We start from the raw sequence: 14,873 nt of genomic DNA on the forward strand, positions 1-14,873 counted from the left end.
AACCCCCATAAATGAATTTAGGGGCTAGCCCGCCGTTGCTACTTTGGTCTCACTTAATCCTATTTACTAAGGATGATCGTCCCTATATCGATAAATATTACTTTGTTAAAATATCATTCTCTAGCTAGATTGGTTAAAGGCGGCAACAGCTGTTTTGACAACGATGTAAACTGGATGTCAGCAGCAACCCCCAAATAATTTGTCCACCCTCGATTAATACATTTTGTCACAGCTTATGAACCCTGCCCTAACTCAAATTGGCGCTCAAATGTCCAACCTGACTGGCGTCAGAGCAATCATGAAGGATATTATCGAAACATTACGAGCAGGTGCAGGGCAGCAGTTTATTAATTTGAGTGCTGGTAATCCGTTGATTTTGCCAGAGGTAGAGCAATTATGGCGGGATTGTACTGCACAGCTTTTGGCTAGCCCAGAATATGGTGAGGTAGTTTGTCGCTACGGCTCAAGTCAGGGCTATGCACCGTTAGTTGAAGCGATCGCCAACGACTTTAACAAACGCTACGGGTTAAACTTAAGCGATCGCAATATCCTCATCACCCCCGGTAGTCAAACCCTCTACTTCTACGCCGTGAATAGCTTCGGTGGCTATAACCCTAGCGGCGAGTTAAAACAAATCGTTTTGCCCCTCAGCCCTGACTACACCGGTTACGGCGGCATCTGCTTAGTTCCAAAAGCCTTAATTGCTTACAAACCGACTCTGGATATTGATGAAGTCGCCCACCGATTTAAATATCGCCCCGACTTCAGCCAACTGTCGATTACAGAAGATACGGGTTGTGTCCTCTTCTCTCGCCCTTGTAATCCCACTGGTAACGTCCTCACTGATGATGAGGTGAAAAAGATTGCTGCCCTGGCTTCGCCTTACAATTTGCCCGTATTAATTGATTCCGCTTATGCGCCTCCCTTCCCGGCATTGAATTTTACCGAAATGACACCAGTGTTTGGTGATAATATTTTACACTGCATGAGTTTATCAAAAGCTGGATTACCAGGAGAAAGGGTTGGTATTGCCATTGGGGATGAAAAGTGGATTGAAGTGCTAGAGTGTTTCCAAGCAAATATTGGTCTTCATTCTTCACGTTACGGCCAAGCGATCGCAGCTCTTGCAATTAAATCTGGCGCTTTAGTGGAAATTTCTCACACTGTCATCCGTCCCTTTTACCAAAATAAATTTACTGTTTTAGAAACCAGCTTAGAACAAGCGATGCCCAAGAATTTACCTTGGTTCCTCCATCGCGGTGAAGGAGCAATTTTTGCTTGGTTGTGGTTACAGGATCTACCCATCAGTGACTGGGAATTTTACCAGCAACTCAAGCAAGTAGGTGTGATTATTGTCCCTGGAAGTACCTTCTTCCCCGGTTTAGAGGAAGAGTGGGCCCACAAGCACCAATGCTTCCGCATCAGCCTTACAGGCACCGATGAAGAGATTGCCACTGCTATGCAACGTTTAGCAAAAGTGGCTGAAGAAGCTTATAAAGGTGCGGCGGTGACTGCTTAGTAGGGAAAATAGAAATGAAATACGAAGAAGCAAATAAAGAGATAGGGAGCAGAGGCGCAGAGGCGCCCAGGAGTAGAGGAGTAAGAGGAAAATCAAAAAAATCCAATCCCCAATCCCCAGTCCCCAGCCCCCAATCCCCAGCCCCTAATCTCGACAATTGGCTAGAAATTGGTACGATTGTTTCCCCTCAAGGGTTGTCTGGAGAATTACGGGTTTATCCTGTATCTGACTTCCCCGAAAGATTTGAGGTGGCGGGAAAACGTTGGTTGTTGCGCTCAGGTGACACAGAACCGCAACCAATCGAATTATTAACAGGACGTTATATCAGTAACAAAAACTTGTATGTGATCAAATTAGCTGGCGTGGAAAATTGCGATCAGGCGGAGGCGTTGCGCGGTTGTAAATTAATGGTTCCAGCAAGCGATCGCCCCCAACTAGGCGAAGATGAATATCATGTCCTCGATTTGATTGGCTTGGAAGTCTTCATGCAAGCATCTGGCGAACTCGTGGGTACGGTGGTAGACATCATCCCGGCTGGCAATGATTTGTTAGAAGTAAAATTGCATCTATCTTTTGCCACTGACAAAGGACAAACAACAAATGACAAAAAACAAAAGACTGTTTTGATTCCATTTGTGGAAGCGATCGCACCAGTAGTAAACTTAAAATCCAATCGGATTGAAATTACGCCACCGCCTGGGTTATTAGAAATTAATAATTAGGTTATTCCTTAAGCTGCTTTAATTAATCTTAATCTCCAGTTTTTTCTTGACAACTTGCGTTTAAATCAAAACTTTGACATTCTGTAGCTTCTAGTAATTGCCTAACCGTATTACTACGCTGGCAACTAATTAAAGTTGCCCCCATTGCAACCAGTGTAATAATAGTCGCTAATCCCAATAAAGTAGCTCGTTTTCTAGGTATTATTTTCTTGATTAAAGTATCTATCTTGGTGGCATTACCAATAACCTGAATTGGCCCAAGTGCTTCCAAAGCAACAGCTGCATTAGCATAACGACGTTTCCGTTTGCGTTCCACCATTTTCATCAACCACGACCGAAAACGCGGACTAATTTGAGGAACTAATTGCTGACATTTAAAGCAATAGTTATCATCAATTAATTTCCCAATCTCAACAGAACGGGTATTAGTAAGTAAGCAAATCAATGTTGCTCCTAAGCTATATAAATCTGATGCCTCAGTTAGGGAATGGCCAAACTGTTCCTCTGGTGGCATAAAACCTGGAGTTCCTGCTACAAAGCTACTTAGAGCTACTTTTGCACCCTGTATCCTAGCCAAACCAAAATCAACCAGATAAGCATTTAGTTGCTCATCAACCAAAATATTCTCTGGCTTAATATCACGATGAATAATTGGCGGAATTTGCTTTTGTAGATAAACTAAAATCTCTAAAATTGACAAAGCAATTTGCTTTATTTCCTCTGGATTAAAGCTGCTCGTTAAGCCTAAAGATGGGGCCTTTTTATATTCCTGAACTAGATAAAAAGCCCCTGGTATTTCAAAAGAATCTAGATAGCGAGGGATGCGAGAATGATTTAGTTGCTGCAAAATTTCGATTTCGCGCTGATATGCTTTCACACCTGATAAATCAGCATCCACACGAGCAAAACAAAATTCTTTAATCACCACCTGTTGCTTAGAGTTGAGGACATTAGCTAAGTAAGTAATGCGCCCCCCTTCTCGGTTGCGTCCTAGTTCGCTGATAACTTGATAGCCTTGTTTGGAAAAATCTGGATGGTGATTTAAGGGAATTGCCCCTTTATGTCCATTACGCACATCAAGCTCCATTACACACCATACGAGTTTGATTCTGTCAAGGTGCAATTATAAAGATTAAGATCAACTCTCCCAGATTGTTAGCACCATTTCTACCCTACACAGGCCAAGGCGCATCGGCTGAAAGTGTCTTTGCATTTGCGTCTTGGCGGGAAATTCTTAACTTTGCGCTAGCCAATTGACAATCTGAGCATTAACAATATCTGGAACTTCATCGTGAGGACAATGACCGGCATTAGGAATGGGAACAATTTTGATTTCTTTGCCATTCTCACGCGCCTCTTCGTAAATCTTCGCCCCGGTGATTGGTGTCCAAGGATCATCAGCACCCCAAATTACTAATAGAGGACGTTCTACTTTGGGCAAAAGTTCCTCTGGGCTTGGGCCAGGAGGGGCGGTGAGAATAGAGGCGAAAACTTGTTGCGCTCCTGGGTCGCAAGAGGGAGTATAAAGTAAATCAACTAATTCATCGGTGACGGCTTCACGCTTTTTGTAAACTTGGTAGAGGGTGCGGCGAATTTGGGCTTTTTGACGGATGCGGTTATAGACAAATTTACCTGTAATTGGCGATCGCACAAACCGATTAAAAGCTGCCATCACCATCCGTAGTGGTGGGTTCAATTCGTGGGGACGATGACTCAAGCCACCCGCAGAGTTAATTAAAATACCACCAGCAGCAATTTCTGGATGTTCTACCAGTACAATCAAGCTCAAAAGTGCGCCGATGGAGTTGCCAATAAATACAGCAGGTTCGTGTATGTGTGCTGTGCAGAAATCTTTTAGCAGTTCCACCCAAACTTCCACAGTGTAATCAATCGGTGCTTTATCGGAACCGCCAAAACCTAAAAGGTCTATAGCAAACACCTGGTAGCCAGCATTAGCTAAAACTGGGATATTTTTCCGCCAGTGTCCAATAGAAGCACCAAAGCCGTGAACCAGTACCAAAGGGCGTCCTGTGCCCATAACAGTGTACTGGATTTTGTAACCCTGCCAAGTCCAAATGAATTTTTCAAAAGCGTCTTGAGTTCCAAGCTGCTGTGTAGTTACAGTCATTATGAAGATTAATAAAGTGTTTCTTAAATATATTAATGTTCTCTGACCTAAAATCAAGTTTGAACAAAATGCTATTATTTAAACCAGTCCCAGTTGAGTCAAACTCTTTGCCCTGTAACCTATTTTGAATTGGAGCGTACCCCTTTGGGGATCTTGCTACGCGCAGCGTCTCGGAGAGAAGCGACCATGACCCTTTCTGCTAACCAACTCAAGACCGAAATTATCTACCCCAGCTCTGATGGTAAACCGATGGCAGAGAGCGACCCAGCACGGGATTATCTAATTTATGCTGTAGAAGCCTTAGACATTTATTTTCAAGACCGAAATGATGTTTACGTATCAGGGAATCTATTTGTTTACTACAAAAAGGGGATTCCTAGTGCTGTGGTTGCTCCTGATGTCTTTGTGGTATTTGAGGTAGACAAAAAAAAGCGCATCAGCTACAAGGTTTGGGAAGAAGGGGGTAAAGTCCCTAATTTTATTTTGGAAATCACTTCTGCAAGCACTCAAGAAAACGATGAAGAGGATAAACCCAAGAAATATTCACTTTTAGGTGTGCAAGAGTATTTTCAGTATGACCCAACCGGAGATTACCTCAACCCACCACTAAAGGGTTCCTATTTATTTGAGGGCAAATATCAACCCATTACATCCAACTTTTTACCCGATGGTGTCTCGTCTTTTCACAGTGAGGTATTGGGTTTAGACCTTAGATTGATTGACGGAGAATTGCGGTTTTTTGATCCCCAAACTGGGAGAAAACTGTTAAGCCATAAAGAAACAGAACAAGCGCGACAAGAAGCAGAACAAGCGCGACAGGATGCAATACCTAGATTATTGGAATTAGGTTTGAGTATAGAACAGATTGCCAGTACTCTTAGTTTATCGGTGGAAGAGGCGAGACGGTTTTTAGAGTGATAGGTAAAAATTACTATAATTGAAATTACGATCGCTTTGTGGTGAGAAGGCAGTAGTAACTTCAATCCCTGCAATAAAGCTGACATGATTGATAATGAAGGTAGGCGTTATCTTCACATAAGTTTATGTTTTTAACTTGGTTAGACAGTAACTCTTGGCTGCTGGAAATTGGTAGTAAACGAATACTAATTGACCCTTGGCTGGTTGGTTCGTTAATTTTCAGCAATTTGGATTGGTTATTTAAAGGTTCGCGATCGCAAAATCGCCCAATACCAGATAACATTGATTTGATCTTGCTGTCTCAAGGTTTAGAAGACCACGCTCATCCACCAACGCTTAAATTACTCGATCGCAACATTAAGGTTGTAGCTTCTCCCAATGCTGCCAAGGTTGTACAGCAGTTAGGTTACACCCAAGTAACAGTATTGGCTCATGGTGAAACTTTCACTTTAGATAATCAAGTTGAAATCAAAGCTTTTCCAGGCTCTCCAATTGGGCCCACTCTGGTAGAAAATAGTTATCTCCTCAAAGAATTGGAAAGTGGTTTAATTGTATACTACGAGCCTCATGGGTATCATTCCCCAGAACTTAAGCAAGCTGCACCTATAGATGTAGTAATTACACCGTTTATTGACATGACATTGCCTTTGCTTGGGTCGATTATTAAAGGACAAAATAGTGCTTTAGAAGTAGTAAAATCGTTACAACCTCAAGTAATATTACCGACTGCGGCTGGTGGTGATGTGGCGTTTGAGGGATTGCTGATGAAATTGATTCAGACTAAAGGAACTGCTGAGGAATTTCGTTCGCTATTAGAAAAAAACAATCTTTCAACGCGGATACTTGAGCCAAAACCAGGCGATCGCTTTGAACTACCATTAGAAAAACGAGCATTAGCAATCTAAATTCAGAATGTGAAAAGCCCGGCTACCCCAATATTACTTAAGTAGGATATTAGGTAAAAAAATCTAAAAATCAACCGAAAATGCCCTGAGGGGGCATTGCATTTTAATAATTGGAAAAGGTCTAATCAAAGATTGATTCTCTAATTTAGAAGGCTTGAATCTAATGAAGACCCTCCTTGGATTGCTATTTGTACTGAGCTTCATGGTAGTAGCTTGCAGTCCCTCTCAGGATAAAACGGTGTCTTCTAATCCCGAAGTAACCAGTACTCCGGTTCAAGCAGGAGAGCAAAAGACACAGAATAAGCTTTTAGTTGTAACGACAGTCGCTCCTTTAACGAATATTGTAAGTAACATTGCAGGCGATCGCTTAGAAGTCAAAGGCATTATTCCAGAGGGAACCGACTCCCATACCTTTGAGCCTCGTCCCAGTGATGCCGATATCCTATCCAAAGCTAATCTGATCATCGCCAATGGGTTGCATTTGGAATCTCCGACAGAAAAACTAGCTAAAGCTTCAAAACCCAAAGAAACTAAAATCTTTGAACTAGGCAGTAATACCATTACCCAAGACCAATGGCTTTTCGACTTCAGCTTTCCTAAAGAAAAGGGCGATCCCAATCCTCATCTGTGGGTCAATCCCAAGTATGCTGAAGCTTACGCCAAACTAGCCGCCCAACAGTTAACCGCCTTAGATCCTGCTGGCAAAGACTACTATGCAACTAATCTCAAAAATTATTTACAACGTCTGGATGCCCTAGATAAGGCAACACGAGAAATCGTTGCTAGTATTCCCGCTAAAAACCGTAAACTGTTGACCTACCATGATTCTTGGGCGTATTGGGCTAGAGAGTACGGTTTCCAGGTAATTGGTGCGATTCAACCTTCAGATTTCAAAGAACCATCCGCTCAAGATGTGGCAAAGCTAATTGACCAAATTCGGAAAATAGGTGTTCCAGCCATTTTTGGTTCTGAAGTTTACCCTAGCAAGGTAGAAGAACAAATTGCCCGCGAAGCGAAGGTAAAAACAGCCAACACTGCCGATGATGAACTACCAGGTAAAGGTTCAGCTAATGCAATGGAAAATACTAATCCTGAGCATACCTATATTGGCATGATGGCTAACAACATGCGGATTATCGCCTCTAATTTGGGAGGAAATCCTGATTTGGTGAAGAATTTAAACACTGGAAATGTTGTTGGGCCAACAGCAACCAAGTAGTATCAAGAAAATTAAGTGCATGGAACCGATACTCGAAGTTAGAAATTTAACCTGTGGTTATCAAACCCAGCCAGTGTTTACCGATCTCAATCTGACGCTTTATCCAGGTCAACTTACTGGTTTGGTAGGGCCTTCTGGTAGTGGTAAAAGCACTTTAATCAGAGCTATTTTAGGGCTAGTTCGTCCTTGGACTGGAGAGATTTGGTTTCGAGGAAGGCGTTTAAAGCCAGGAGTAGCACCGTCTTTGGTTGGCTATGTGCCGCAGGTGGAAACGGTGGATTGGACTTTTCCAGTTACGGCATTGGAAGTGGTGATGATGGGGCGTTACCAAAAGCAAAAGATATTGCCTTGGTCTTCGCGGCGCGATCGCCAAGTTGCTAGGGAACTCCTAGAGCGCGTTGGAGTTGCCCATGTTGCCCATCAACCCATTGGTAATCTATCTGGTGGGCAACAGCAAAGGGTTTTTATTGCCCGTGCTTTAGTAGGAGAGCCGGAAATTGTTCTTCTAGATGAACCCACCAGCAGTTCAGACTTGCACGTTCAACACGAACTATTGCACCTATTGGCTGATTTGAATCAACAGGGCTTGACAATTATTCTCTCCACCCATGACCTCAATTCCGTGGCGACTCATTTACCTTGGGTAGTGTGTTTCAACCACGGTTTAATTTGTCAAGGTCAACCTATTGATGTCTTCACTCCCGCAAATCTTGAGCAAACTTTTGGCGGAGAAATGGTAGTTTTCTACCAACAAGACCGAATTCTGATTGCTAGCGGCGGTACTTCCCTACGCCATCAAATGCAAGATAACTTGCCCCAAATATTGCGCCCCTCCAACTCATCGAAATCTGCTTAATTTAACTGTATATGGATCTTTTACTAGCACCCTTTCGCTACGAATTTTTTAGCCGTGCGATTCTAGTAGGCATGATGGCGGGGCTATTATGCGGCATTATGGGAGTTTATATAACAACTCGCAGAATGAGTTACATTGCCCACGGTTTATCTCATGCGATTTTAGGGGGAGCCGTGCTGAGTTATGTACTGGGCTTGAATTTCTATATTGGCTCTGGAATTTGGGGTTTTGCAGCTGCTCTGTTGATTCAATATTTGACCGGACGGAAAATTTACTCGGATGCAGCTATTGGGATTGTGACAACTGCTAGCTTTGCTTTAGGAGTAGCTGTAATCAGTAGCTATCGTAAATTTAGCCAAAACTTTGAAGCTGCTTTGTTTGGTAATGTGTTGGGGGTTTCTCCTAACGATTTGTGGGTGGTGACTGGTGTAACGATTGTCTTACTCAGTCTCGTTTTCTTGTTTTATCGCCCATTGCTATTTTGGTGTTTTGACCGGGAAGTTGCTCAAGTTCATGGCGTACCCGTTTTTGCAATGGATACTTTATTTGCTTTGATGTTGGCAACTTTATTGGTGGCTACATTGAATGTATTGGGAGTGACTTTGATTATTTCAGCAGTGGTGATTCCAGCATCAGTTGCGCGATTAATGAGCGATCGCTTTGGTTATCTGATGATTATTTCTGGGATTTTAGGAACTGCAATTTCCTTTGTGGGTATTTACCTCAGCTACTACCTTGATATTGCCTCTGGAGCCAGCGTGGTGCTACTTTCAACTGCGATATTTGCCTGTGTCTTGCTCACCAAGAACCTGCAAGGACGATATAAACGCCGTCTCCCTCTCGTTTCTACAAAGCATCTTCCTTAGAAAGATGGACTTACGTAAGAGTTACGGAATAACTAACCACAGAGGCGCAGAGAAGCTAGTGCGCCCTTGCGGTTCCCCGACTTGTAGCAACTGGCGCGACACGGAGAAATAAGAGTTTGAGAGATATGCGTAAGTCCTAAAAGAGTTAGTCCAAATTTTTATTAATATAATATAAGCTACCAATCTGATAAAGTTCTCTGATGGGAAAGGGAATTGTAATCCGTGCTTGCTGATTGAGATTTTCTTTCCTTATGGACTTGCCAATTATTTACCACCCAGATTACGTTGCCCCACTACCTGAAGGACATCGTTTCCCGATGTCTAAATTCCGACAACTTTACGAATTGCTGTTAGCTGATGGTGTGGCGAATCAAGAACAATTTCACACGCCTGAATGCCCGCCGTCACAGTTGATAGAATTAGTCCATACCCCAAACTATGTTAAAGCTTACTGTGAAGGAACCTTAGATGCCAAAGCACAGCGTCGCATTGGTTTGCCTTGGAGTCCAGCATTAGCAAATCGTACTTGTGTGGCGGTAGGTGGTACGATACTCACTGCTAAATTGGCACTAAGTCAGGGTTTAGCTTGTAATACGGCTGGTGGAACTCATCATGCTTTTCCTAGTTATGGATCTGGTTTTTGTATTTTCAACGATTTAGCGATCGCCTGTCGCGTTTTACAAAAATTCGGACTAGTCCAAAAAATTCTAATTGTAGATTTGGATGTGCATCAAGGAGACGGCACTGCTTTTATCTTCCAAGACGACGACAGCGTTTTTACTTTTTCTATGCACTGCGAAGTCAATTTCCCCGGTACTAAACAAAACAGCGATTTGGATGTTCCTTTGCCCGTGGGAATGGAAGATGATGCTTATTTACAAACTTTAGCGAATTATCTATCAGATTTATTATCTAAAGTCAAGCCAGACTTAGTATTTTATGATGCAGGTGTTGACCCTCATATAGGCGATCGCTTGGGCAAATTAGCCCTTACAGATGCTGGGATTTTTCGCCGAGAAATGCAGGTTTTGAGTACCTGTATGAGTAGCGGTTATCCAGTCGCTTGCGTCATTGGCGGCGGTTATGCTGATGATATGAAATCCTTGGTATGGCGACATTCCCTGTTGCATCGGGCCGCTAGCGAAGTTTACCATCAGTACAAACTATAGTCATTTAACGGGTAATAGTAACCGAAATCGTAGAGTTTTTAAACCCTCAATTGTCCTTGAAAATTTTGTTGGCAAAGGCAGTACTGGATGAACAACGGCAAACTCAGAATATACGAACTAGCAAAAGAATTAAATTTTGATAGCAAGAAATTATTATTAATTTGCGAAAAGCTCAAAATTGTAGTCAAAAGCCATACCAGTACAATCTCAGAATCCGATGCAGAACGTATTCGTGCAATAGCAAATAAACTAACAGCAAAATCCTCGAAAACTAAAACAAATACTGAAGATTGGGGCTATATGTTTATAGCTTCAGCAATTGATAGTTTTATCCGTCATCTTGAAGGTGAAACCGCTTTAAAATCATATCCCGATTTTAGAGAGCGGCGCGATCGCGCCAATGAGTTAATGTATGAATGTGTCGGTAAAAAGCCCTCCCTATTTTATGTACGTCGCAAAGGCGCGGGGAAAGAAGCAAGAGAAGAAATTTGGGATTTGACAATAGCAACAGACTCCGATGATTTTCAGTTACCCGCAAGACTTGAGAAGCTTAAAAAAACATTAGGATTTAGAGCGGCTGTACCAAAAGATGGACGCGGCGGGATAAAAATACTTTCGGCTCAATTGTTACAACCCTCACGGGGACATGCTGATAGTTATGCTATACCTTGTCGCTTGCGTCTGTTACCTAATCATCAGCATCATCTCGACATTCCACCCGCAACATTGAAACGCATTGCAGCCGCGCCAGTTTGTGGCGAAAATGTGCCCACAGAAGATCAGCTTAAAGCTTGGAAAGCGTTTTTGCAAATTGAAGAAAAAATTGCGAAAGCACGTCAGTTTTGTGTGCGTTACGTAAGTCATAACTATAACTTCAAAAGACGAATCAGTTTTGAAATAGATGTAGCTTCAGCCACCCTTGACGGCTTTTATCAAAATTCTCTCGATGTAGAAAACTTTTGGGAACGAGCAAGACGTACAAAAAACGAAGATTTAAAGCTTTTTGAAACTGCTCCCGTCGGCAAAAATTGGATTAGTGGTCGTCAATTAGGAACTGTTGAAGAAGTTGACCCCAACCGTTGTATTATTAGCCTCAGATTAGAACGTGACTTAGCTGAATTCATGGCAACAGAGCGTTATAAGTTGCCAGATACCGGATTTTTATGTTTTGAAGCAGTTGGTGATATTCAGCAGATTCAGCGCAAGAAAAAAGCTTTAGATGATTTGAATAATGGTTACACCCAAAATCCATATCTGGGTAACTTTTTATTCGATGCTTCTCAAGCTAGACAAATCAAAACAACTGTTGAACTTCAACCACAAGATTTGTTATTATCTTCTGCAAATCCTGGTCAGAAAGCAGCAGTAGAAAAGGTACTTGCCGCTAAGGATCTTGTTCTCATCCAAGGCCCACCAGGTACTGGTAAAACTACCGTAATTGCCGAGATTTGCTATCAAATAGCTCTTCGCGGTGGACGTACTCTAATCGCATCTCAAGCCAATTTAGCAGTAGATAACGCCCTGAGTCGATTAGTTCACAACCCCGTAATTCGCGCTGTAAGAAAAGGTAGAGCCGAAAAAGTTGGGGAGGAAGGACAGCCATTTTTAGAAGACCAAGTGATTGGCAGATGGCTAGAAAATACAGCAAATGATTGTGAAAATAATCTCACTCAAAGGCTCGAAAATATCCAAATTTTCAGTCAATTACTTGCATCATCACAAAGATTTACAGCCTACTTTCAAGCAGAAGAAGAATTCAATCAACAACAAATTAAATTCAATCAAAATAAGTTCAAAGTAGAGAGCGACTTTAAAAATCAAGAAAAATCTTATAACGAAACTGTAGAAAAACAGAACGTGGTTGAATCCCTAATTGCAGGACTAGAAAATATACTAAATACTGCACCAAATATCAACTGGGAAGCTCCAGAAGTTACAAATTTTTTGCCGCTTCTTAAGCCATATACAGAAGGTAACAGTTTAGTAGAAGAATTTTTAGCAAATGTTCGTCAAACCATCAAATATACTGATGAACTTGGCTTTGTGCGTCCGGCGCTTGGTGCTTTTGGTTTAGCGGTTTGGTTGCGTGAAACTGTAGTACGAGAACTTTCTGGATTTAAAACAGCTTTAACTTTTGCTCAAAATGCAAGTAAAGCCATATCAGAAGTTGCAGCAACAGTACAAATTGTCCAACAAAATTTCGCCTCATTAAATCAGCTACAACCAGATTATCAGAAATATATTGCCAAACTGCAAAACATACAGCAAACAATCCAGATATGGGAAAACCGCAAACGCGAAATAGATTATATTATCTCAGCAGTTAAGGAATGGAAATCTACAGCACCTTCTTTTCTCTATCAAACTTTAAAAGAATGTCATCAATCAGGTTTATCACTAACAGAGAATTTAGTTGACTTGCCACTAGGTTTATTGATGTTTGCTAATACATTAAAATTACCAATAGTACCAAAAGTTTACAAAATTAACCTGCCAGAATGGGAGTTATTGACAAAAGCGATCGCTTATGAAATAGACGGCAATTTTACTGACAGACAAGGTAAACAGCATAACTTTAGCTATTTTTTACAACAAAATTTTAGTCAGATTCCAATGGTGCTATCAAAGAGCGATCGCACCCAATGGGAGCAAACTTATCAGCAGTTTAATAATTATCAGCTACTCAACCCCAAACAGCGAAAATTATTAGTTGAAAATACCCAGTTTTTCTTAATTAGAATGCAAAAAACCTATGGTACATCATGGGAATGGAATAATATCGACTCTACTCTCAACCGAATTACACAAGAATTGCTAGATACAATCCTTGCAAATGCACGTCAATGCGTTTTAAAAGTAAAAACAGAAACTGAACAACAGCTTCAGCATCTGCAACGCCAATTAAATGAACTTCAAAAAAATGAAGTTAGCCAACAGCAAATATCCATTACTCAAGCTGAAGCCGAAAAAGCACAGCAGGATGCTAACTTGCAGCTTGGACAAGTTATAAATATTTTGCAAGAACTTAATCAACAAAATATTCCTGCTCAATTACGTATTCTAACTGAACAATATCTCGCAACACAATCAAAGATTTGGGAGCAGCCACAAGAATTTTTAAATCCAGTCAATTCTTGGGACACTTCCATTAGTCAACTTGAAAAATTAATTTCATTCTTAGAACCCTTTGCTGTCTTGGAGATGATTAAAACTTCTCTCTATGAGCATTTATCAAAGGTACAACAAGAAACTGAGACTTCCCTACAAAAACTTCAAAAATTACAAATTAGCCTACGCGAAATAGAACAAAAATTACAACCGCAGCCATCAGAAGGTTTAATAGAAGAAAGAAGCTGGTGGTTGACAGAATGGCAAAGAATACCGAATAAATTTAAACCAGAGAAGTTTGCTAATGACTTGTTTAATATAGAGTTATTACGTGGTATAAATATTAGCTTTGAATCTTGGCAACAGCAATTACAAAAAGATGAAGCTTATCTCAATAAATATCAGAATTTTGTACAAGATTGGATAGGAAAATTAAGACAGCCAAATGAGCGCGACCGCGACGATTTAAGGCGCATATATCTAGATAATGCCAACGTCGTCGGGATCACCTGTGTTCAAGCTGCAAATAGGGGTTTTTCGGAAGAATTCAAATCTTTTGATGTCGTCATCATTGATGAAGTTAGTAAGTGTACTCCACCAGAATTACTAATCCCAGCATTGAAAGGAAAAAAGTTAGTCATGGTAGGCGATCATCGGCAATTACCACCCATGCTTGATACTAGCACTTTGGAAGAAGTTGCTCAAACAATTGGCAACACACGAGATGAACTACAATTTTTAGAAGAATCACTATTTAAAAGCCAGTTTGAATCTGCTGATGAAAGCATTAAACAAATGCTAACTACACAATATCGAATGCATCCCTTTATTATGGGAGCAATCAATCAGTTTTACGATGGTAAACTAGAATCTGGTATTTTAGAACCTGACACAAAACGCGCACATCATCTAGCAGACGAAATTATCCAAGAATCTCACCATCTTATCTGGGTAAAAACGCCTATAGAGAATCAGTTTTTAGAGCAAAGAAACGGAACTTCTTACTTCAATACTCAAGAAATTGATGCAATTGAACATTTGTGTCAGCAGTTCGAGACTACTTGGGCTTCTAGAGTTGCTAAAGGTGAACCGAAAAAAGAAATTGCCGTAATTACATTTTATGGCGCTCAATTAAGAAAAATCGATGAGCGCCTGCAATCTGAACTTTTCCCTTCATTAGAAATTCGTACTGGTACAGTAGACCGATTTCAAGGTATGGAACGAGCTGTTGTAATTGTTAGTATGGTTCGCAACAATAGCAAAGGAGATGTGGGATTTGCGAAGAAGCCAGAACGGGTAAATGTTGCATTTTCTCGCGCTCAAGAACTTTTGATAATTGTGGGTTGTCATAATTTGTTTACCCATCAATCAGGTAAAGTCGGAAGTATGTATTCTGAAGTTTCAAATATTGTTAGTCTTCATGGAGGTTTCGTTGATGTTTCTCGAATCATTTGAAAAGTGCT

At 41.1% G+C, this 14,873-nt stretch carries 11 protein-coding genes; 9 read left to right on the forward strand and 2 right to left on the reverse strand.

Translation table 11 applies throughout. From position 1 onward, the window contains the following. Window positions 1–235: 235 nt before the first annotated feature. Both CDC33_RS23605 and rimM read left to right on the forward strand, forming a co-directional pair. Window positions 236–1,519, forward strand: coding sequence for a valine--pyruvate transaminase (locus CDC33_RS23605; protein ID WP_109010984.1), 1,284 nt, complete (start codon window positions 236–238; stop codon window positions 1,517–1,519). A gap of 14 nt (window positions 1,520–1,533) precedes the next feature. Next, window positions 1,534–2,241, forward strand: a complete 708-nt coding sequence (rimM, locus tag CDC33_RS23610) for a ribosome maturation factor RimM (protein WP_109010985.1) — start codon at window positions 1,534–1,536, stop codon at window positions 2,239–2,241. Between the two features lie 28 nt (window positions 2,242–2,269). Here the strand turns inward: rimM and CDC33_RS23615 are convergent, their stop codons facing one another. Then, the gene (locus CDC33_RS23615; protein ID WP_109010986.1) at window positions 2,270–3,328 is read right to left on the reverse strand and encodes a serine/threonine protein kinase; all 1,059 of its coding nucleotides are present in this window, start codon (window positions 3,326–3,328) and stop codon (window positions 2,270–2,272) included. 147 nt (window positions 3,329–3,475) lie between these two features. After that, window positions 3,476–4,369, reverse strand: a complete 894-nt coding sequence (locus tag CDC33_RS23620) for an alpha/beta fold hydrolase (protein ID WP_109010987.1) — start codon at window positions 4,367–4,369, stop codon at window positions 3,476–3,478. A 186-nt stretch (window positions 4,370–4,555) separates the two neighbouring features. Here CDC33_RS23620 and CDC33_RS23625 point away from each other — a divergent pair, with 186 nt between their 5' ends. The 7 genes from CDC33_RS23625 to CDC33_RS23655 all read left to right on the forward strand — a co-directional run bounded on the left by CDC33_RS23625 (window position 4,556) and on the right by CDC33_RS23655 (window position 14,865). Then, window positions 4,556–5,287 (forward strand): Uma2 family endonuclease, encoded by a 732-nt coding sequence (locus CDC33_RS23625; RefSeq protein WP_109010988.1) that lies wholly within the window; start codon window positions 4,556–4,558, stop codon window positions 5,285–5,287. A gap of 125 nt (window positions 5,288–5,412) precedes the next feature. Further along, window positions 5,413–6,192: an MBL fold metallo-hydrolase gene (locus CDC33_RS23630; protein ID WP_109010989.1), complete on the forward strand. Its 780-nt coding sequence runs from the start codon at window positions 5,413–5,415 to the stop codon at window positions 6,190–6,192. 163 nt (window positions 6,193–6,355) lie between these two features. Beyond that, a complete protein-coding gene (locus CDC33_RS23635) occupies window positions 6,356–7,411 on the forward strand; it encodes a metal ABC transporter substrate-binding protein (protein ID WP_109010990.1) in 1,056 nt (351 codons plus the stop codon). A gap of 19 nt (window positions 7,412–7,430) precedes the next feature. Continuing rightward, window positions 7,431–8,267, forward strand: a complete 837-nt coding sequence (locus CDC33_RS23640) for a metal ABC transporter ATP-binding protein (RefSeq protein ID WP_109012683.1) — start codon at window positions 7,431–7,433, stop codon at window positions 8,265–8,267. A gap of 11 nt (window positions 8,268–8,278) precedes the next feature. Next, window positions 8,279–9,133, forward strand: a complete 855-nt coding sequence (locus CDC33_RS23645; RefSeq protein ID WP_109010991.1) for a metal ABC transporter permease — start codon at window positions 8,279–8,281, stop codon at window positions 9,131–9,133. A 251-nt stretch (window positions 9,134–9,384) separates the two neighbouring features. Further along, window positions 9,385–10,302 (forward strand): histone deacetylase family protein, encoded by a 918-nt coding sequence (locus tag CDC33_RS23650; protein WP_109010992.1) that lies wholly within the window; start codon window positions 9,385–9,387, stop codon window positions 10,300–10,302. A gap of 87 nt (window positions 10,303–10,389) precedes the next feature. Next, the gene (locus CDC33_RS23655; RefSeq protein WP_109010993.1) at window positions 10,390–14,865 is read left to right on the forward strand and encodes a translation initiation factor IF-2 N-terminal domain-containing protein; all 4,476 of its coding nucleotides are present in this window, start codon (window positions 10,390–10,392) and stop codon (window positions 14,863–14,865) included. The last annotated feature ends 8 nt before the right edge of the window (window positions 14,866–14,873 follow it).

Origin of the sequence: Nostoc commune NIES-4072 (assembly GCF_003113895.1) — a bacterium.
Classification (GTDB): Bacteria; Cyanobacteriota; Cyanobacteriia; order Cyanobacteriales; family Nostocaceae; genus Nostoc; species Nostoc commune.

Excerpts from the sequence above, each read along its gene's own strand:
- CDC33_RS23615 (WP_109010986.1), bottom strand. The coding sequence starts at position 3,328 with ATGGAGCTTGATGTGCGTAATGGACATAAAGGGGCAATTCCCTTAAAT.
- CDC33_RS23605 (WP_109010984.1), top strand. The coding sequence starts at position 236 with ATGAACCCTGCCCTAACTCAAATTGGCGCTCAAATGTCCAACCTGACT.
- CDC33_RS23620 (WP_109010987.1), bottom strand. The coding sequence starts at position 4,369 with ATGACTGTAACTACACAGCAGCTTGGAACTCAAGACGCTTTTGAAAAA.
- rimM (WP_109010985.1), top strand. The coding sequence starts at position 1,534 with ATGAAATACGAAGAAGCAAATAAAGAGATAGGGAGCAGAGGCGCAGAG.
- CDC33_RS23650 (WP_109010992.1), top strand. The coding sequence starts at position 9,385 with ATGGACTTGCCAATTATTTACCACCCAGATTACGTTGCCCCACTACCT.
- CDC33_RS23635 (WP_109010990.1), top strand. The coding sequence starts at position 6,356 with ATGAAGACCCTCCTTGGATTGCTATTTGTACTGAGCTTCATGGTAGTA.
- CDC33_RS23645 (WP_109010991.1), top strand. The coding sequence starts at position 8,279 with ATGGATCTTTTACTAGCACCCTTTCGCTACGAATTTTTTAGCCGTGCG.
- CDC33_RS23625 (WP_109010988.1), top strand. The coding sequence starts at position 4,556 with ATGACCCTTTCTGCTAACCAACTCAAGACCGAAATTATCTACCCCAGC.
- CDC33_RS23630 (WP_109010989.1), top strand. The coding sequence starts at position 5,413 with ATGTTTTTAACTTGGTTAGACAGTAACTCTTGGCTGCTGGAAATTGGT.
- CDC33_RS23640 (WP_109012683.1), top strand. The coding sequence starts at position 7,431 with ATGGAACCGATACTCGAAGTTAGAAATTTAACCTGTGGTTATCAAACC.
- CDC33_RS23655 (WP_109010993.1), top strand. The coding sequence starts at position 10,390 with ATGAACAACGGCAAACTCAGAATATACGAACTAGCAAAAGAATTAAAT.